We start from the raw sequence: 19280 nt of genomic DNA, 5'->3' as shown, positions 1-19280 counted from the left end.
TACACCGCAGACCGGCGGGCTGAGGCCTGCCCGTGTCCATCGGTACTGCCCCCACCCGCCCACGACTTGAGCGGTCACGCGTCCATCGGCCTCCACCACGCGGATATGGCGCGGCGGCCTGCGAAAGAGCAGAATCTGGACGTGTCGCATACGGCCGCTGCCGTCCGGTTCGGGTGGCTAGGCTTTGGAACGACCGTCTTCAGCCGATGCCGGGAGGTGAGTGCCGGTGAAGGTGCTGCGGGCCACGATCGAGAGTCCGTTGTTCAAGGTGACCACGGCGCCGTATCTGGTGCTCGACACGGACTTCTACATCCGCGGCGTCAACCCGGCCTACCTGCGTGCCACCGGCCGCTCGCGCGAGGAGCTGGTCGGCGCGTTCATCTTCGACGCGTTCCCCGACAACCCCGACGATCCAGGGGCGAGCGGCGTGCGCAACCTCACGGCGTCGCTGGAGCGGGTGCTACGCCACGGCACATCCGACGACATGGGGATCCAGCGTTACGACATCCCCGATCTCCACGCCCCCGAAATCTTCCGCGTCAAGGCCTGGAGCCCTGTCAACTCCCCGTTGACCGATGCGGACGGCCGCATCGTGGGCGCCCTGCATCACGTCGAGGACATCACCGCGGTGTACCAGTCGTTGCGCCACGCCGGTGGCAGCGGGGCGTGGGACGGGGCGCGGCAGCCAACCGCCTCGCTGCGCCGCGCGATGCTGGCCCTCGCCTTCCACCAGCGCGCCGCCCGGGCGCCCGGGCGGGCGGTACCGGGTGACTTGCCCGGCGCGGGCGTGGGTGACGACGGCGTGTCGGCAGCCGCTCTGGCCCGGCGGGACGCCCTGTGGCACAGCATCGTCCACGCCGTCGGCCAGGGCCGCTCCGGTGGCGGCTGCGCCGCCGCGGTGGGCGACTGCGCGGTACGAGAGCTGGCCGGCGCCGACGCCGCCGTGATCACCCTGCACAGCAGTGGATCACAGAACGTGCAGCTCGCCGTCACGTCCGCGTGGGGGCAGCAGGCCGAGGAACTCCAGTGGATCACCGGCAGCGGCCCGTCGCTGACCGCGTTCGCCACCGGCCGGCCCGTTCTGGTGCCCCGGCTGGACCAACCCGCCTCCGCCTGGCCGCTGTTCACGGAGGCCGCGTGCCGCATCGGCGTCGGTGCCGCCTTCGCCTACCCCTTGTGCACCGCCACCGCGCCCCTGGGCACTCTCACCCTCTACCACCGCGGCGACGGGCCCGTGAAGCCGCCCGACGACGCGGAGGCATTCGCACAGATCGCGACGACTGTGCTGCTTGCCGACCTGGAAGGCGAGATCGGCGAGGAGATCAGGGCCACCGCAGATCAGGACGACATCAACACCGCCGTCGGCATCCTCGCCGTCGCCCAGCAGATCAGCACGCACGACGCCCTCGCCTGGCTGCGCACCACGGCCCGGGCCAAGGCGATGACCCTCGCCGACTGCGCCCGCGAAGTCCTCGTCCGACGCCCGCCCGAGGCGCCCTTCTGAGAGAGCGACCGCGAAGCCGGACGGGACGCCTGTCCTCAGCGAGCCGGCCGGGTGGGCGTCCCGCCTGCCGGGTCACCGCTCGCCATGGACTTCAATCAGGTCGAGGGCCCGACCACGCCCGGGGAGAGGTACGTCGACACCGTGCTGGAGAGCACGCCGAGGAACACGCCCTCGAACGCCGCGTAGCCGAGGATCAGGGCCGGGGTCGGCGTCCGCCTGAACACCTGCGCCGCCGACAGGCCGAAGGCGATGAGGGCCGCGCCCATGGCGACGTCGGGCGCCTGTAGCGGGAACCTGCGGCCTGTCCCACCGTGCTGGCGTCGGATGTACGGGTGGCAAACATGTGAAGTGGCTCGCCAACCTCCGGACCGACGGCAACCACCCCTCGCTGAATCACCACTCTAACTGGTGACTTGACGGGGTGAGTGTTACGGGAAAGGGGCACGGCTGCGGACCCCCGATCGCCCCTTGCTTTAATGGTCGTTCCAGAACGGGTGCGCCGGGGGGCGGGTGTGGACAGGGCGGAATTCGGCCGGCTGCTGCGGGCGGCACGGCAGCGCTCCTTGCTGACCCTGGAGAGCCTCGCGGAGACGTCCGGCGTGAGCGTCCGCGCGATCAGCGACATGGAGCGCGGACAGAGTCTGCCGCGGCAGGCGACGCTCAGCGAGCTGATGGACGCCCTGGACCTGGACGAGGACGAGCGGCGCCGGTTCGTCGAGGCGTCCGCCCGCCGTGCCGGACGCAGCGCCGGACGGGTGCCGCGGCAACTGCCGCCCGGCCTGGCGGCGTTCCGCGGCCGTGCGGACGCGCTGGCGACGGCGTACGGGCTCACCGCACAGGCCGCCCGCGCGGAAGGCGGACACGTCGTCGTCGCCGTGATCGGCGGGATGGCGGGCGTGGGCAAGACGACCCTCGCCGTGCACTGGGCGCACCAGGTCGCGGACCGGTTCCCGGACGGGCAGCTGTACGTGAACCTGCGCGGTTTCGAGGACGCGACCCGGCCCATGGACCCGGCCGAGGCCCTGGGCGGGTTCCTCGCCGCCCTGGGGGTGTCGGACCTCGACATGCCGCGCGGCACCGAGGAGCGCAGCGCCCTCTTCCGGGAGCGGACGGCGTCCCGGCGGCTGATCGTCGTGCTGGACAACGCGCGCGACGAGGAGCAGGTCAGACCACTGCTGCCGGCCTCGACCGGATGCCTGACCGTGGTCACGTCGCGCAGCCAGCTCTCCGGCCTGGTCGCGGTGGAGGGCGCGACGCCGGTGGGCCTTGACGTGTGGACGCGCGAGGAGGCGCTGTCCGCGCTCGCCGCGAGGATCGGCGAGGAGCGCTGCCGCGCGGAACCCGAGGCGGCCGCGGCACTGGTGGAACGGTGCGGACACCTCGCCCTGGCGGTCGCGATCGTCGCGGCCCAGGTCAGCGCGACACCGCAGCTCCCGCTCCGGACGGTCGTACGGGAACTGCGCGGGACCGGACCGCTGCTCGACGCCCTGTCGGCCGGCGCCCGGCGCAGCGACGTCCGGGCCGTGTTCTCGTGGTCGTACCGGGCCCTGCCGCCGGAGACAGCCGCCTTCTTCCGGCACCTGGCCCTGCACCCCGGCCCGTCGGTGTCGGCGGAGGCGGCCGCCTCGCTCGCCGGTGTCGGCATGCGGGAGGCCCGCCGGATGCTGCGGCAGCTGAGCGCCGTCAACCTGCTGTCGCGGGACGCGGAGGGCCGCCACGTGCTGCACGACCTCGTCCGGGCCTACGGCGTCGAGCTCGTCGAGCAGGAGAAGGACGACGGCCTCGCCGCCCGGATCCGGCTGCTGGACTACCTGCGTCACAACGCCGACGTCGCCAACCGCTTCCTGGGGCCCGCCTCCACGGCGGAGGCCGTGCCTCCGGCCGAGGGCGTGGTGAGCGTCGCGCTCGGCACCCGGGAGGAGGCGCTGGACTGGTTCCGCCAGGAGGAGACGTCCGTCTCGTCGGCGCTGCGGTCCATGAACGATCCGCGGCTGCTGCGCATCGGCATGACCCTCACGCAGGACTGGGTGGGCTACTACTCCGTCATGGGGCGCTGGAGCGAGGAGATCGCGACCAAGCGCATCGGCCTGGACGCCGCGCAGCGACTGGACGAGCCGGCCGCCGTCGTCCGCAACGCCGCGGCCCTCGCCCGCGCGCTGGCCGAGACGGGGCGGACCGACGAGGCCGACCGGTACGTCGAGCTGATGCTCGGTCAGCTGGACCGGATCGGCCCGGTGGAGCGGGCCTTCGCCGAACGGGCCGTCGGCTGGGTCCGCGGCCGTCAGAAGCGCCACGAAGAGGCCCTGCACCATGCCCGCAGGGCGCTGGAGATCTACCGGACGCTGGGCGACGACCGGTCCACGGCCCGCGAGATGAACGCGGTGGCCTGGTACCTGGCGCTGCTCGGCCGGTACGAGGAGACCATCGCCCTGTGCGAGGAGGCGGTCCCCCTGCTGCAGCGGGACGGCAACCTCCGTATCGAGGCGGCCGCCTGGGACACCATGGGCTACGCCCGCCAGCACCTCGGCCGGCTCGACGGCGCGATCGCGGACTACCGGGAATCGCTGCGGGTCTACGGAGAGGCCTTCGACGGCTACAACCAGGCCGAGGTGCTCGACCACCTCGCGACCGCGCAGCGGGAGAAGGGCGATCACGCGGGGGCGCGGGCGAGTTGGCTGCGTGCGGCCGACCTGCTGAGCGCGATCCACAGCCCGCGCGCGGAGCGGATGCGCGCCAACGCGGAGGCGTCGCGCGGTCACGGGGACGTTCTCTAGCGGTTCTGTCTTCCAGCAGTTCTGTACCGCTCCCTCACACGTATCCCTGACGCATTCCTGGTGCGCGGCCTGACGTGTGCCTGATGCATGCCTGATGCATGCCTGATGCATGCCTGACGTGTGCCCGCTCGATGACATGTGACCCTCACCTCACCACACCCTTCGCATTGGACAAGAGGCCACTGGACCTTTAATGTCGAGGGCATAAGGTTCCACTGGCCTCTTAAGTGGGGGCGGGGGACGAACCGAATCGAGGAGTCGTCATGAACAAGACCTGGCTGATCACCGGAAGCTCCCGCGGCCTCGGCCGCGCCGTCGCCGAGGCCGTGCTGGAGGCGGGCCACAACCTCGTCGCCACCGCCCGCCGCACCGAGGCGCTGCACGACCTCGCCGAGCAGTACGGCGACCGGGTCCGGCTGGTGACCCTGGACGTGACCGACGCCGAGGCGGCGCGGCGCGCCGTGCAGGCCGCCGTAGATGCTTTCGGCCGCCTGGACGTGGTCGTCAACAACGCCGGCTACGCCGACATGGCCGCCATCGAGGACATGACCGAGCAGGCCTTCCGCGACCAGATCGACGCCAACCTCTTCGGTGTCGTCAACGTGTCCCGGGCCGCCCTTCCGGTCCTGCGCGAGCAGGGCTCGGGGCACATCATCCAGGTCTCCTCCGTCGGCGGACGCGTCGGCGTCCCGGGCCTGGGCGCCTACCAGGCGGCCAAGTGGGCCGTCGGCGGCTTCTCCGAGGTCCTCGCCAAGGAAGTCGCCCCCCTCGGCATCAAGGTCACCGTCGTCGAGCCGGGCGGCATGCGCACCGAGTGGGCCGGTTCCTCCATGGCCACCCCGCCGGTCAGCGCCCCCTACGAGGCGGTGGTCGGGGGCGCCGTCGAGGGCATCCGCGGCGCGCACGGACAGCAGCCCGGCGACCCGGCCCGCATCTCCCAGGTCCTGCTCGACATCGCCGAGAACGACCGGCCGCCCCTGCGCCTCCTCCTGGGCAAGGACGCCGTCGCCGCCGCCGACGCCATGGCCGAACGGCTCGCCGCGCAGGACGCCGAATGGCGGGCCGTCAGCGAATCCGTATGACACCCGCCGTGGGGCACCCGCCGTGCGGCGCCCCGACCGCGCCGTGCCGCCGCCCGCAGCGGCGGCGGCGGGGCTCGGTGACGACGGGGCTTAGGGTGATCGCAGGCGGCGCCGGACCCGGGCCGCGGGACAGTTCCCTGGGGAAACGACGATGACGGACGAGCGGCCGGCCGCCTTCCAGCGTGCGCGCAGCGCCGAGCAGCGCGAGCTGCGCAAGCAAGCCATTCTCGACGCGGCGACAGAGCTCCTGGGCGAGATGACGGTCGGCGAGATCAGCCTGCGGGAGCTCAGCCGCCGGGTCGGGCTGTCGAAGACCAACGTCGTGCGCTACTTCGAGACCCGGGAAGCGGTCTTCTTCGAACTGCTCAACCGGTCCCTGGCGCAGTGGATCGAGGACCTGTCCGCGGACCTGGCCGCCGCCGGGCCCGCCGCTCCCGACGCGGTCACCGACACCGTGGCCCGGTCCCTGGCCGGACGGCCCCTGCTGTGCGGCCTGTTCAGCGCGCTCGGCCCCGAGCTGGAGCGGAACATCTCTGCCGAGGCCGTCCGTGAGTTCAAGCTCGTCCACGTCCGGCTCCTGGACGAGCTGGCCGGTCTGGTGCGGAGCCACATCGCCGCGCTGACCCCGGACGCGGCCCGCGAGCTCGTCTCCCTGACCGTCGTGTACACCGCCGGGCTCTGGCCCTTCGCCCACCCGTCGGACGCCGTCGCCGAGGCCCAGCGCACCCCCGAACTCGCGGACACGAAGGTCGACTTCGCCACCCGGCTCGGCCGCACCCTGCACATCGGCGTCATCGGACTGCTGCGCCTTCCGTAACCCCGCGGCCGGTCCGCCGGTCCGCCGGACTGTCTGTTCCTTCCCCGGCGGCGCAGGACGTTGCGTCTGCAAAGAGACGCCGAAGTTGCCGGACACGGACAGTCGTCCGACTCACACACGCAGAACACCCGGATTCCGGGCACGCAGTCATTCGACGGATGTGTGCGCGGCGGCGGCCGGACGAAACTGGTCGGGCGCTCCTCGACCGAGGCGAGTCCCTGTGCTCGGGCCGCCTCCGCCCGAGCGGTTCCCCCTCCGCCCGCGCAGCGCCCACGACCGACGAAAGGCCTCCGTATGTCCACCTTCGCCGAACACGTCATCGCCTCGCTCAAGGCATCCGGCGTGCGCCGTCTGTACGGCCTGCCGGGTGACTCGCTCAACGGCCTGACGGACGCCATCCGCCGGGAAGAGGACGTCGACTGGGTCCATGTGCGGCACGAGGAGAGCGCCGCCCTCGCGGCGGCGGCCGAGGCCGGACTGACCGGAGACCTCACCGTCTGCGTCGGCAGCTGCGGCCCGGGCAACCTGCACCTGATCAACGGCCTCTTCGACGCCCAGCGCAGCCGCGTGCCGGTGCTCGCCGTCGCCGCCCAGATCCCGGGGAGCGAGATCGGCTCCGGCTACTTCCAGGAGACCCGCCCGCAGGAGCTGTTCGCCGACTGCAGCGTCTACGCCGAGGTCGTCACCAGCCCCGAGCACGGCCCCCGCATCCTGGAGACGGCGATGCGCGCGGCCGTCGAACGCAGGGGAGTGGCGGTCGTCGTCGTCCCCGGCGAGATCTTCCTCGGCAAGACCCCCCGCGACCTGGCCCCCACGGTGGTGCGCCCGGCCCGCACCGTCGTCCGCCCCGACGACGAGGCCCTGCGCAAGGCCGCCGCGCTGCTGAACGACGCGCGGCGGGTGACGATCCTGGCGGGCGCCGGCGCGGCCGGGGCCCACGACGACCTGGTCCGGCTCGCCGAGACCCTCAAGGCACCCGTCGTGCACGCCCTGCGCGGCAAGGAGTACGTCGAGTACGACAACCCGTACGACGTCGGCATGACCGGCCTGCTCGGCTTCGCCTCCGGCTACAAGGCGATCGAGGAGGCCGACACCCTGCTGATGCTGGGCACCGACTTCCCCTACCGGCAGTTCTATCCGCAGGACGCGAAGGTCATCCAGCTCGACGTCCGCGGCGAGCAGATCGGCCGCCGCACCCACGTCGACCTGCCGCTGGTCGGCAGCGTCCGCGACACCCTGCCCGCGCTGCTGCCGCTGCTGTCCGTCAAGAGCGGGCGCGGGCACCTCGACGACGCCCTCGCCCACTACGCCCGTACCCGCAAGTCACTGGACTCGCTCGCCGTCAACGACCGCGAACGCACCCCGATCCACCCGCAGTTCGTGGCGAGCACCATCGACCGCCTCGCCGCGGACGACGCCGTCTTCACCGTGGACGTCGGCTCCCCGGTGGTGTGGGCGGCCCGCTATCTGACGTTCAACGGACAGCGGCGGCTGATCGGTTCGTTCAACCACGGCACGATGGCCAACGCCCTGCCGCACGCCGTCGGCGCGCAGGCCGCCTACCCGGGGCGCCAGGTCGTCTCGCTGTCCGGTGACGGCGGGCTCACCATGCTGCTCGGCGAACTGTTCACGCTGCGGCAGAACCGGCTGCCAGCCAAGATCGTGGTCTTCAACAACGGCTCCCTGAACTTCGTCGAGCTGGAGATGAAGGCCGCCGGCATCGTCAACTACGCGACGGAGCTGGACAATCCGCGGCTCGCCGAGGTCGCCGCCGCGGTCGGCCTGTGGTCGCGCCGGGTCGAGCGGCCCGGTGACCTGGAGGACGCGCTCAAGGGCGCCTTCACTCACGAAGGGCCCGCCCTCGTCGAGGTCATGACGGCACGTCAGGAACTGTCCGTGCCGCCCGCGGTCACGGTGGAGCAGGCCAAGGGCTTCACCCTCTACGCCATCCGCACCGTCCTGTCCGGCCGCGGCGAGGAACTCCTCGACCTGGTCACGACCAACGTGTCCCGCCGCCTCCTGCGCTGACCGCGCGGCACGGCCGACCGACGACACCCCAGTACACCCCAGTACACCCCAGTACACCCCAGTACACCCAAGTGCACCCAAGTACACCCAAGTGCACCCCAAGACACCCGCGCGACAACGTAGTTGCCTCAGGCAATGACGGCGCTGTCACCACGTAAGGAACCACTCCCATGACAACCACCCCGAACACAGGTGTGCGGGCGCACGCCCCTCACGAAGGAGGTGCCGCCCACCCGCCGATGACCCACGCGCAGATCATGCGCGCCCTGTCGGGACTGCTGCTCGGCCTGTTCTGCGCCATCCTCTCCTCGACCGTCGTCACCAACGCACTGCCCCGGATCATCGGCGACCTCGGCGGCGGACAGAGCGCCTACACCTGGGTCGTCACCGCGTCCCTGCTGGCGGTGACCGCCTCGACTCCGCTGTGGGGCAAGCTCGCCGACCAGTTCAGCAAGAAGATCCTGGTCCAGTCGTCGCTGGTCGTCTTCGTCCTCGGCTCCCTGCAGGCCGGTCTCGCCCAGAACCCCGCCACCCTGATCGGCGCCCGGGTCGTCCAGGGCCTCGGCGGCGGCGGTCTGTCCGCCCTCGCCCAGGTCGTGCTGGCCGCGATGATCTCCCCGCGCGAGCGCGGCCGCTACTCGGGATACCTGGGTGCCACCTTCGCCGTCGCCACCGTCGGCGGCCCGCTGCTCGGCGGCGTGATCACCGACACCTCGTGGCTCGGCTGGCGCTGGTGCCTGTTCGTCGGCATCCCGTTCGCCGTCGTCGCGCTGGTCGTGCTCCAGCGGACCCTGGACCTGCCCGTGATCAGGCGTCAGGTCAAGGTCGACTGGGCCGGCTCCTTCTTCGTCACCGCGGCCGTCTGCGTCCTGCTGGTCTGGGTCACCTTCGCCGACGACAAGTACGCCTGGCTGTCCTGGCAGACGTACACCCTGCTGGGCGCGTCGATCCTGCTGACGCTGGTCTTCCTGTTCGTCGAGACGAAGGCGAGCGAGCCGGTCATCCCGCTGCGGCTGTTCCGCAACCCCACCATCGCCCTCGCCTCCGTCGCCTCCCTGTTCGTCGGCATCGCCCTGTTCGCGGGCACCGTCTTCTTCAGCCAGTACTTCCAGCTGGCCCGCGGCGCGTCGCCGACCATGTCGGGCGTCATGACGATCCCGTTCATCGCGGGCCTGTTCGTCTCCTCCACCGTCTCCGGACGGATCATCACCCGCACCGGGAAGTGGAAGGGCTGGCTGCTGGCGGGCGGTGTCCTGCTCTCGGCCGGTCTGGCCCTCCTCGGCATGCTCCGCTACGACACGTCGTACCTGTACATAGCGTTCTGCATGGCCCTGATGGGTCTCGGAGTCGGCATGACGCTCCAGAACCTCGTGCTGTGCACCCAGAACCAGGTCTCCCCGGGCGACCTCGGCGCCGCGTCCTCCACGGTGACCTTCTTCCGCTCCCTCGGCGGCGCGGTGGGCGTTTCCGTGCTCGGCTCGGTCCTCACCACCCGGATCGGCCACTACGCCCGCGAGACCATCACCCAACTCGACGCGCAGGACAGGGCGACGGCCGCGACGGCCTCCGGCAGCGGCCGGCTGCCGGACCTGGCCGTGCTGCCCGCCCCCGTCCGGACCTGGCTGGAGGGCGCCTACGGCCACGGCATCGGCGACGTCTTCCTGTACGTCGCTCCGATCGCCCTGCTCGCCCTGCTCGTCACCCTGTTCATCAAGGAGGTCCCGCTGCGCGCGTCCAGCGGTCTGGCGCAGGCGGCGGAGGCGGGCCGGACCGCCCCCGACGTCCCCGCCGACGTCCCCGCCGACGTCCCCGCGGGCATCGCCGTCCACGGCCGCATCCGCGTCACCGGGAGCGATCTCGTCCCGGCCGGCGAGGTCACCCTGACCACCGTGGACGGCAGTGAGCTGGGCCGGTCGGCCGCCAGGCCTGAGGGCTCGTACACGCTGGACGCCCCCGGCGCCGGACAGTACGTCCTGATCGCCTCCGCCGACGGTTACCGGCCGCAGACGTCCACGATCGTGGTGGCCGAGGAGCCCGTCGCGCACGACATCCTGCTGACGGTGCCGACGGGCTGACCGCCGCGCGGGGCCCCGTGCCGAGCCGCCGGCCCGGCACGGGCCCCGCCCTCGTCGCAGCAGGTGGGCGCGGCACACGGGCTGACCTTGCGTGGGGGATACACAAACCGTAGGGCTCCCCCTATGGCCCGCCCGCCGGGCCGTTGGGCATGCTGAGAGCATGTGCATCAACATCGTCGTCGTCGACGACGACCCCGGGTTCCGCCGCGTCGCCACGATGCTGCTGACGGCGCGGGGCCTGACTGTCGTGGCGGAGTCCCGGGACGGCGCGTCCGCCCTCGCCGCGGTGCGCGACCACCGCCCCGACGGGCTGCTGCTCGATCTCCACCTGCCGGACACGGACGGACTGACCGTGGCCCGTCAGCTCACCGAGGAGCAGAACCCGCCGCGGATCGTGCTGACGTCCACCGACAAGTCGCTCTGGTCGCACGAGGAGTTGGAGCGGGCCGGAATCGAGTCCTTCGTCGCCAAGGACAGACTCTTCGACGCGGATCTGCGGAGCCTGTTCAGCCCCACCGCCTCCTGACGCAGGCCCGCCGCACACGGGCCTGCGTCACCCGCGTCACTGCTTCAGATAGCGCAGCACGGCCAGCACCCGCCGGTGCTGGCCCGTGGCGGTCTGGCTGAGTCCCAGCTTGAGGAAGATGCCGGTCACGTGCCGCTCCACGGCGGCGACGCTCACGAACAGCTTCTCGGAGATGCCCTTGTTGGAGTGGCCCTCGGCCATCAGCGCCAGGACCTCCCGCTCCTTGGGCGTCAGCGCCGCCAGCGGGTCCTCCGGACGCTTGCGGCCCAGCAGCGCCGCGATCACGTCCGGGTCGAGGGCCGAGTCACGGGCCACGACCCGCTCGACGGCGTCGATGAGGATCTGCGGGCTGGCCACTTTCTCCTTCAGGAGATAGCCGACGCCACCCGGGTCGTCCCCGACCAGATCGAGCGCGTACGACGCGTCGAGGTACTGGGACAGGACGATGACGGCGGTCTCCGGCCGTGCGGCCCGTATCTTCCGCCCGGCGCGCAGCCCGTCGTCCGCCAGGTCCGGCGGCATCCGGATGTCGGTGATCACCACGTCGGGCCGGTGCTCCTGGGCGGCGGCGACCAGGTCCACCGCGTCGTCGACCGCCGCGACCACGTCGATGCCGGCCCGGCGCAGAATGGCAGCGATTCCTTCGCGCACGATCGGCTGGTCCTCGCCGAGCACCGCCCGCAGTGGTTGGCTCATGGCGGCATCCTAGCCTGCGGTGGTGCCACAAACATATGACGGGACGTGTGATCGGACGCGCTCCCGCATGTGGCGCGGACGCCCGGCTGACCTGGGGGAGGGGCAGGCCTGCGCCCCGGCCGCCGCGCGGGCGACCGGGGCGCGCGGAGGGGCGCCGCGAGCGGGTGTCAGCTCGCGTGCGCGAGCGCGGCCAGGACGTCCTTGACGGTGCCCGTCTCCGCGATGCGCGGGTAGATCCTGGCGACGGTGTGCTCGTGGGCGGTGGCGTCGGTGTCGGTCACGGCGTCGGTCGCGACCGTGACGTGGTAGCCCTGTTCGTGGGCGTCACGGGCGGTGGACTCCACACCGCTGCTGGTGGCGATGCCGGTGACGACGATCTGGGTGACCCCCTGGCCGCGCAGCCACTCGTCCAGGCCCGTGTTGGTGAAGGCGCTGCGGGCGTGCTTCGTCACGAGGTGGTCGCCCTCGGCCGCGCCCAACTGGGGCGCCAACTCGGTCCATTGCGGGGGCGGCGCGGGGAAGCTCGCCCCGAGATCGTTGCGTCCGGGAGGCCCGCCGGCGACGTTCACGAGGACGACGGGCAGGCCGCGGCGGCGGAACTCCGCGAGCAACTCGGCGTTCCGGGCGAGGACTTGGTCGACCGGGTGGGCGAGGGGCAGCTCGACGATGCCCTGCTGGAGGTCGACGACGACCAGCGCGGTCCTGGGATCAATGGCGGTGACAGGCATGGTTCTCCTTGCCGGGGGAGTCGGGGGCACTCGGGGGTGCCTGGGACGGCACGCCCTTCGGCCCATGCCGTCCCTCGCTCGTGTTTCGACCGTAACACGTGTGTGTAAGCGGGAACGGGTGTGTCGTAGAGGACGGCGTCGCACGTGCGCGGTGCGGAAATCGGCGGCCACGGCGTGGGGTAGACCCTACAACCGGGTGAGGGAGCCCCCAGCAAGGGCGAGGGAACACACGACAGACCCTGATGTGCGCCGCTCACAGAATGAGGCACATGGAACCGGGGATCCCCTCCGGCCCACGATCCCACACATGTGGTCGACGAACGGAAACAGGACATGGCGCAGCTGGACATCCCGCGGGACGAGGCCCGACGCCCCGTGCGCCGCTTCGGCGCCCGGGTGGTCGCAGGCCCGGGCGGTGCCCTCACGCGGCGCACCATGCTCGCCGGATCACTCTCGTCCGCCCTGGTGGGATGCGTGTTGATCACCGTGCCCGTTCCGACGCCGGAAGAAGCGGGAACGCTCTTCGGGGTGCACATGGCCGTGCAGGGAGTACTCCAACTGCTCGCGGTGCGCGACTCGATGGCGTCGGCGACGGTCCGCCGGCTGCTGGCCGCCGGAGGGCTCGCGGCGCTCGCGCTGGGCGTCGCCCTCTGGCACGGCTGGGCGGACACGGCGTTCCTGCTCGGCGTGTGGACGGGCTGCGGCTGGCTGCTGCGGGGACTCACCATGGCCGTCTCGGTCACCTCGTCCTCGGTGAGCCACGTCTTCGTCTACGACGACCTGTTGAACGCGGTCATCGTCTCGGCCGGACTGTTCATGACGGCCTTCCCCTTCGAGTCCCTGGCGCAACTGGCCGACGTCGGCGGCCTCGTCCTCGTGGCCACCGCGGTGGTGGAGGCGTTCGCCGCCGCCCGCCGCCATCCCGGCACGCTCCGGGCCATCGACTGACGCGCACGAACCCCTCTCCGTCCCGCGGCCGACCGGCCGGTCCCTCTAGGAGGCCACCATGAAGAAGTGCCAGCTCTCCCTGCAGATCGCGCACTGGGTGTTCGACGACCTCGCCCTGCCGCGCACCTGCGAGGTGTCGTACGACAGCACCGATCCGCTCGCCGTCGCCCTGGTCTTCGAGACCGGCGGGCGGCAGCCGGTGCGCTGGGTCCTGTCCCGTGACCTGATGGCCGAGGGACTGGCCGACCACGTGGGCGAGGGCGACGTCCGGCTGTGGCCGGTCCACGACGACGACGGCGACCTCACCTCGCTCTGCGTCCGCCTGGGCAGCGGCCACACCGCGCTGATCGAGTTCGACGCCGAGCCGGTCGCGAACTGGCTGGCCAGGACCTACGAGATGGTGCCGCGCGGCACCGAACTGGACGGCGTGGACTGGGACGAGCTCGTCCAGCGGGTCGAGTGAAGCGACAGCACAAGACAGTGAGCGGACCACAGCGGACCACAGCGGACCACAACGGAACACAGCGGATGACAGTGGCAGACAGAGGAAGAGAGAAGAACACCATGCGGAAGAACCTGCGCCCCCTGCTGAGCGACTGGCAGTGGCAGCAGCGCGCGGCCTGCCCAGCACCACCTTCTTCTCCCCGACGGGGGAGAGCGGCCGGGCCCGTCGCGAGCGGGAGGAGCGCGCCCGGCGCATCTGCGCGCGCTGCGAGGTCGTCGACATCTGCGCGGACACCGCCCTGGCCCGCGGGGAGACCTACGGCGTCTGGGGAGGCATGACCCGCGACGAACGCCGCGACGGTGCGCGGCAGCGGGCCGGCTCCACGGGCGAGGCGGCGTGACACCCGGTGTGCGGCGGGACCATGCTCAAGTCCATGGGCGTGCACATCACACATCACATGTGTCGTGGCCGATGACCGACCCGGCGCATCGATTCATCCCGGTACGGAGCGTGCTTCTGGCGGGTGGCCGGCCCGGGGAGACGCACCGGCCACCCTGCACAGACACCCAGGGCGACTGCACATGCCGGAGTCAACTCGCTGTGCCCAGCACCGGGGAGGGCCCGTGCGTAAGTATCTGCGGCACTCCCTTCGCGCCCCGTGTGACCGGAATGCACGGGGGATTTGCGGCTACGCACCTTGGCCCGCTCCGGACTCCACAGAGGGAAGGTCTTGGGGCGGGCCGGATGCAGGAGGGTCAGTCGGCGGCAGCCCTGACCAGCAGGGTCCCGATGTACCCGGCGAGGGGTGCGTCGATCACCCGGGCCTCGGCGCTGGTGAAACCGGCGCGGGTCAGGTGCCGTTCCCACACCGCGGGCTGGTAGCTGTAGCGGTAGGTGAACATCGCCTTCCCGGCGAAGCCTCCCTTGTACATGCCCTGCGGGCCGTACGCGCCGGGGATCGCCGGGGGCTGGCTGAAGACGAACACCCCGCCGGGCGTCAGGCGCTCACGTACCAGCGGGAAGAGCCGCGACGGTCGGTGAACCAGGCCGCGCCGAAAATCGAGTACTACCGCGTCGTACCTACGGGTGTCGTGGCGCAGGAAGTCGAGTACCTCGCCGCACACGAACTCGGCTCCCGTGTACGGCCCACCGCTCGCCGGTCTTCTTGACCATGACCGGGAGAGGTCGATGCCGCGGGCCGCGATGCCGCGCCCGGCGAGCGTGGCCAGGCGCGGCCGGTGCCGCACCTCCGATCTCCAGGACGCGGGCCGGCTCCCCGAGCAGTTCGCCGGGGCCGTGCCCGGCGTACTGCGTCCAGTGGAACACCGGCTCCATGTCGCCCTTGAAGGCGGATTCCGCGTAGGCGTCCCAGTAGTTCGGTCTCGGCGGCGATGCCGTGTTCTGCGGGCACTGCGGTCCTTTGCGGTGAGAGAGACGCCCGCGCTCGGGGGAAACTGGGGCGGGCGTTCGCTAAGCTGATCAGTGACTGTCAGGCACTCTGAGGTCGTCGCACGGCGAGCAGTTGGTGCCGTCCGAGGCCCATACAGGTCCGCGCTCGCTGAAGCCCTGGCCCCGGATCACGTCCACGGTGCGCTGCACCAGGCCGTCGGTGCGGCGCCGCACGAGCGGTGCGTGGTGCTTGTATGCCCCGCCGTTGCAGACGCGGCAGATCGCGAAGAACACCGGGCTGTCCAGGATGATCTGGTGCACCCCCATGTTCGCGATCTTGCCGATGCCGATGTCCGATGCCGATGCCGATGCCGATGCCGATGCCGATGCCGATGCCGAGGTGGAGGTCGCCGTTCCATCGCGGTGATCAGGTACATCACCGCGTTGCCCAGGATCTCCTCCGCCCACAGCCGGGTCAGCAGGTTGTCGCGCATCAGCAGCGCGACCTCACGGTCCCACAGATCGCCCTCGCTGCCGGGGGCATCGAACACGCTGCAGGTGCACTCCTTCACGAACGGGCGGACCGCGTTGAGCAGTTCGCGCGGGTCCCGGCTCGCGGTGGCGAACGGTCGTTCGGCCAAGACAGTCACGGTGATTCCCTTCCGGTTGGGATCATGGCCCCGCTCCGCCCGTCCGATCCGGGCGGCACGGCCGAGCGGGCGTTCAGGGAGCGGCAGCGGGCCCCTGCCGGGAGGCGACGCCGTCCCCCACTGCCGCTCGGTCTCGGGGTGCCGTCCACGTAGCGCGGGAAGCCGAGCGAGCCGGCCGGATGGTCGTCCAGCGGGATGAGCCCCAGGGCGAACTGGCAGACGGGGCAGAGGTAGATCGATGTGCCCGCCGGACGCCGACGTGCTCCAGGGCGACCGCCACCGGCTCGCTGGTGGTCCGGCGGCACTCGCGGCAGATCTGCGTGCTCATCGCGCCCGCCGTCCCGAGCAGCGCGGCGCGCAGGCCCAGAGTTCGACGTACTCGCTGGTGTACGGATCGGGGACCAGGCCCAAGGACCGGTCCCGGTACAGCCGCGCGCCGCACAGCGCGCAGGCCCAACCGCGCAGCTGGTCGCCGGTCAGGCGCGCCGGATCGGGAAAGACGGTGGTCTTCATGCGCCGCTCCCTACGCGATCAGGCTGCGTTCGATGAGCCCCGCCCGCAGTTGTTCGGCGTCGTCGGCCGGCCGGATCCGGTCCGGGTCGGCATCCCACTCCCGGCCGCCGGTCCGGGCTGCCTCAGCTGGACGTACGGCCGACGCTGCCCATCGCCGGCCCGTCTTGCCCGTCTCGGTGTCGACGACCAGGGCGCCGGCGCTCCACGCAGTGCTCACGTTCACGGCCCCCTCGCCGGATCACGTCTGCCAGTCGTATGGCCACCTCAGGACGGATGCGTCCCAACTCCACAAGATCCAGATGCGGAAAGGTGTCGTCGACCCCGAGGGACGGGATCACGATGTCCGCCTCGCTCAGAGCTGTTCGCAACTGCTCCACCGCTCTGCAGGGCGCGGACCGGTGCATCGGGTGTGGCCATGACCGGGACGCTAGAGATCAACCACCGCGCTCGTCCCCGGAGTTGCTCGGAGTTTCTTGACAGGATCCGGAAGGTGCTCGAAGTTTCTTCTAGAGGTGTCCAAGCCCCATGGCCCGGATCCCGCGCCGGCGCCAAGCTGTGATCAAACCCGACGAAGGGGGAGATCATGGCGCGACGACTGCGCTGCAACGGCACAGGAAGCGGCGGCACCGGATGCCCGACCGTCCACGAGGACCTCGACACAGGAGATGTGATCTTCCACGGACCGCCTCTCACCGACCCCGGCGACATCGGCCAGCTGGAGCACCTGTCCGCCGGCGAAGTCGCCGTGGTCATCCCCCGGCACGTCGTCGTCGACTTCGCACCCAAGGAGCTGGAGCGCGTGCCCCGCATCATCGGCCTGGACGAATTCGAGGATCTGTTCCGGACCTTCGAGCATTCGGCCTGGCGTCTTGAGAGCAGGCGGCGCTACGCGAGCGACGACGCCACGGAGACCTTCCGCGAGTTCCTCGCCACCGGGTCGGCGACCTGGGATCCCGACGATCCGTACTGCGCGCTCATCCGCCCGCAGATCGAGCAGGGCAAGACCATCGGCCGGGTCCGGGTCCTTGACGATCCCCCGACGGTCGGGCAGCTCTACCTGCTCGACAACGCCCGGCGCAACAGCGAGTTGGGCGAGAACATCAAGAGCCTGACGCGGGCCGATGCCGAACGGCTCCGGCTGCCGCGCGAGGACTTCTGGATCTTCGACTCGCGTCTCGTGGCACGGCTCAACTCACGGCGTCGGACGACCTGACCGACGTGGAACTGATCACCGAGCCCGCCCAGGTGGTGCGGTACTCGATGGCCCGGGATGCGGCGTGGAACCACGCCGTCCCGTACGAGTACGCCGCGGCGAAGTACGCCGGAGGCGACCAGTCTGAATAGGTGCACTAGGTGAGTACGGATTTCCAGCAAGCCCGAACGGCCCTCGGGGTACGCCTTCGAGAACTGAGACTGCACTGCCCCGAGGGCCGACTCACCGGAGAACAGCTCGCCGGGCGCACCGGCTGGAACAAGTCCAAGGTCTCCAAGCTGGAGAACGGCAAGCAGACCGCCACACCCGAGGACCTCACCGCATGGGCGCGGGCCACCGGCCACGAGAGTGCCATCGAGGGACTGCACGCGCAGCTCGCCGGCTTCGAGTCGCTCACCCGCTCATGGCGGCGCCAGCTCGCACAGGGGCACCGCCCGGTACAGGAGACCTTGCTCGCGGAGCACGAGCGCACCTCCGCCTTCCGGATGTGGGAGAACTCCGCGATCGTCGGCGTGCTCCAGACCCCGGAGTACGCCCGCGCCATGTTCACCCGGTACACCGAACTGTGGGACGCACGCCCGGACATCGAAGAGGCGGTGCGGGCACGCATCGAACTCCAGAAGTGGCTCTACTCCGGGACGAAGCAGTACCACGTCGTCCTGTGGGAGGCGGCGCTGTACGCACCGATCTGCACGCCGCAGGCGCTCGCGCTCCAGCTGGACCGGCTCGCGGGGATCGTCGGCCTGGACACGATGCGGCTCGGGATCGTCCCGCTCACGTCCTCACTCAAGATCCCGCCGGGGAACGGCTTCTGGCTCTACGACGACCGCCTCGTGGTGGTCGAGGACTGGCACGCCGAACTGTGGCTCGACACCCCGGACGCCGTGGCGTCCTACGAGAAGGTGTGGGACACCCTCACCGAGTCGGCGGTCTACGGGGCCGACGCGCACCGGATCATCCTGCGGGCCCGGCATGCACTGGATCCTCGGTAGCGTCCCGCGGCGGCATGCGCCCGGCGGACTGCGGACCAGTCTGGAAGGCAGGGCCCACTGCTTGCCGATGGCGCTCCGAGAGGCAGTACGCCTACTGCAAGTGGTTCGCGGCCCCGTTCCGCCGGGCGCCCTGCGACCGTAGGGCCCGGAGCATGGTCACCGTCAGGCCCGCTCCAGCCGTCACTCGAACGGGTGGCGATCCCGTGACGGCACGCGCGCGGCCAGCTCGCTCGCGAGGCACCGTGCAGCGTCCGCCCACTCGTCATCGCCCTCGCCGAACCAGCCCAGGACATCGATCGCATCCTGCGCCTCTTCCAGCGTGAGGTCCGGCAACCGCTCATCCATGGACACCCCGTGCTCGAGATCATGTGGGCAGTACGGTAGGGAAGCTCAATGGGGAACGGATGTCCCTGTGGATGAATCGAAGCCCTCCTCCTCACCCCTCAGAACGCGGACGGCTGCGGCACGAGCATCCCGGGCACATCCACTGTGGGCCTCCTCCTCCCGGGGACATCTTCAGCCAGTTGCGCGTGATGTGCGCTCAATCTGTCCTGGGCCACGGCCAGTTCAGTCACCACCACCAGGGCCAGGGCGCGCAGACGGGCCACTTCGGCCGCCGGGCCCTCGGCAAGTCCCAACTCGGCGATCCGGCGGGCCGTTGCGTTCGTCTGCTGCGTTCCACGGCCGCCTGTTCGCGCAGGTCCGAATTATGGCCGCGCGCCAGCAGCTGGTCGATGACCAGTCGGTCGAAAGCGCCCGAAGCGGCCGACACAACAAGCATCCACAACTCCCTCGCCGTGGTGTAGCCGTCGCCGACGCGGCGGTTCGTGAGTGCTCGCTGCGGACGTCCGGCTCAACATCGGCGATCAGCGAACCGCGCGTCAAAGCCTCTTTCCAAGC

General features: G+C 71.1%; 17 protein-coding genes and 3 pseudogenes. 12 read left to right on the top strand and 8 right to left on the bottom strand.

The genetic code is table 11. From position 1 onward, the window contains the following. The first annotated feature begins 226 nt into the window (after window positions 1-226). Entirely contained in the window at window positions 227-1504 is a 1278-nt protein-coding gene (locus RBJ77_RS22690; protein ID WP_372346695.1) for a PAS domain-containing protein, read from the top strand. Window positions 1505-1614: 110 nt separating this feature from the next. Here the strand turns inward: RBJ77_RS22690 and RBJ77_RS22685 are convergent. Further along, window positions 1615-1776 (bottom strand): annotated as a pseudogene (locus tag RBJ77_RS22685) (Bax inhibitor-1/YccA family protein); the annotation flags it as partial. A gap of 240 nt (window positions 1777-2016) precedes the next feature. Between RBJ77_RS22685 and RBJ77_RS22680 the strand changes: the two are divergent. From RBJ77_RS22680 to RBJ77_RS22655, 6 genes are all read left to right on the top strand, one after another. Next, on the top strand, window positions 2017-4278 hold the full coding sequence (locus tag RBJ77_RS22680; protein WP_372346694.1) for a tetratricopeptide repeat protein: 2262 nt from the start codon (window positions 2017-2019) through the stop codon (window positions 4276-4278). 263 nt (window positions 4279-4541) lie between these two features. Further along, window positions 4542-5360 (top strand): oxidoreductase, encoded by an 819-nt coding sequence (locus tag RBJ77_RS22675; protein WP_372346693.1) that lies wholly within the window; start codon window positions 4542-4544, stop codon window positions 5358-5360. 151 nt (window positions 5361-5511) lie between these two features. Further along, entirely contained in the window at window positions 5512-6177 is a 666-nt protein-coding gene (locus tag RBJ77_RS22670; RefSeq protein WP_372346692.1) for a TetR family transcriptional regulator, read from the top strand. A 294-nt stretch (window positions 6178-6471) separates the two neighbouring features. After that, window positions 6472-8205: a ubiquinone-dependent pyruvate dehydrogenase gene (gene poxB, locus RBJ77_RS22665; protein ID WP_372346691.1), complete on the top strand. Its 1734-nt coding sequence runs from the start codon at window positions 6472-6474 to the stop codon at window positions 8203-8205. Window positions 8206-8444: 239 nt separating this feature from the next. After that, on the top strand, window positions 8445-10280 hold the full coding sequence (locus RBJ77_RS22660) for an MFS transporter (protein WP_372346885.1): 1836 nt from the start codon (window positions 8445-8447) through the stop codon (window positions 10278-10280). Between the two features lie 160 nt (window positions 10281-10440). Continuing rightward, window positions 10441-10806, top strand: a complete 366-nt coding sequence (locus RBJ77_RS22655) for a response regulator transcription factor (RefSeq protein WP_372346690.1) — start codon at window positions 10441-10443, stop codon at window positions 10804-10806. Window positions 10807-10842: 36 nt separating this feature from the next. Here the strand turns inward: RBJ77_RS22655 and RBJ77_RS22650 are convergent, their stop codons facing one another. Together RBJ77_RS22650 and RBJ77_RS22645 are read right to left on the bottom strand one after the other, a co-directional pair. Further along, the gene (locus RBJ77_RS22650; RefSeq protein WP_372346689.1) at window positions 10843-11502 is read right to left on the bottom strand and encodes a response regulator; all 660 of its coding nucleotides are present in this window, start codon (window positions 11500-11502) and stop codon (window positions 10843-10845) included. Between the two features lie 167 nt (window positions 11503-11669). Then, complete coding sequence (locus RBJ77_RS22645; protein WP_372346688.1) at window positions 11670-12230, bottom strand: isochorismatase family cysteine hydrolase; 561 nt, start codon at window positions 12228-12230, stop codon at window positions 11670-11672. 333 nt (window positions 12231-12563) lie between these two features. Here RBJ77_RS22645 and RBJ77_RS22640 point away from each other — a divergent pair, with 333 nt between their 5' ends. The 3 genes from RBJ77_RS22640 to RBJ77_RS22630 all read left to right on the top strand — a co-directional run bounded on the left by RBJ77_RS22640 (window position 12564) and on the right by RBJ77_RS22630 (window position 14023). Next, window positions 12564-13178 (top strand): hypothetical protein, encoded by a 615-nt coding sequence (locus tag RBJ77_RS22640; RefSeq protein ID WP_372346687.1) that lies wholly within the window; start codon window positions 12564-12566, stop codon window positions 13176-13178. A 58-nt stretch (window positions 13179-13236) separates the two neighbouring features. Next, complete coding sequence (locus RBJ77_RS22635; protein ID WP_372346686.1) at window positions 13237-13641, top strand: SsgA family sporulation/cell division regulator; 405 nt, start codon at window positions 13237-13239, stop codon at window positions 13639-13641. Between the two features lie 139 nt (window positions 13642-13780). Continuing rightward, window positions 13781-14023 (top strand): WhiB family transcriptional regulator, encoded by a 243-nt coding sequence (locus RBJ77_RS22630; RefSeq protein ID WP_372346685.1) that lies wholly within the window; start codon window positions 13781-13783, stop codon window positions 14021-14023. Window positions 14024-14378: 355 nt separating this feature from the next. Here the strand turns inward: RBJ77_RS22630 and RBJ77_RS22625 are convergent. The 4 genes and pseudogenes from RBJ77_RS22625 to RBJ77_RS22610 form a co-directional block, all read right to left on the bottom strand. After that, window positions 14379-15034, bottom strand: a pseudogene (locus RBJ77_RS22625) (class I SAM-dependent methyltransferase). A 68-nt stretch (window positions 15035-15102) separates the two neighbouring features. Further along, on the bottom strand, window positions 15103-15339 hold the full coding sequence (locus RBJ77_RS22620) for a hypothetical protein (RefSeq protein WP_372346684.1): 237 nt from the start codon (window positions 15337-15339) through the stop codon (window positions 15103-15105). A gap of 647 nt (window positions 15340-15986) precedes the next feature. Next, complete coding sequence (locus RBJ77_RS22615; RefSeq protein WP_372346683.1) at window positions 15987-16175, bottom strand: hypothetical protein; 189 nt, start codon at window positions 16173-16175, stop codon at window positions 15987-15989. 10 nt (window positions 16176-16185) lie between these two features. After that, window positions 16186-16392 carry a hypothetical protein gene (locus RBJ77_RS22610; protein WP_372346682.1) on the bottom strand — a complete coding sequence of 69 codons (207 nt, stop codon included), beginning with the start codon at window positions 16390-16392 and terminating at the stop codon, window positions 16186-16188. A gap of 366 nt (window positions 16393-16758) precedes the next feature. Here RBJ77_RS22610 and RBJ77_RS22605 point away from each other — a divergent pair. Continuing rightward, window positions 16759-17519: pseudogene (locus RBJ77_RS22605) on the top strand (DUF6879 family protein). 9 nt (window positions 17520-17528) lie between these two features. Next, the gene (locus tag RBJ77_RS22600; protein WP_372346681.1) at window positions 17529-18380 is read left to right on the top strand and encodes a helix-turn-helix domain-containing protein; all 852 of its coding nucleotides are present in this window, start codon (window positions 17529-17531) and stop codon (window positions 18378-18380) included. 180 nt (window positions 18381-18560) lie between these two features. On the opposite strand, the gene RBJ77_RS22595 is transcribed toward RBJ77_RS22600, so the two are convergent. Next, window positions 18561-18731, bottom strand: coding sequence for a hypothetical protein (locus RBJ77_RS22595; RefSeq protein WP_372346901.1), 171 nt, complete (start codon window positions 18729-18731; stop codon window positions 18561-18563). Window positions 18732-19280 lie beyond the last annotated feature (549 nt).

Origin of the sequence: Streptomyces sp. KL116D (assembly GCF_030766975.1) — a bacterium.
In the GTDB taxonomy this organism is placed as follows: Bacteria; Actinomycetota; Actinomycetes; order Streptomycetales; family Streptomycetaceae; genus Streptomyces; species Streptomyces longispororuber_A.
This window is presented reverse-complemented; position numbering and strand designations above follow the sequence as displayed.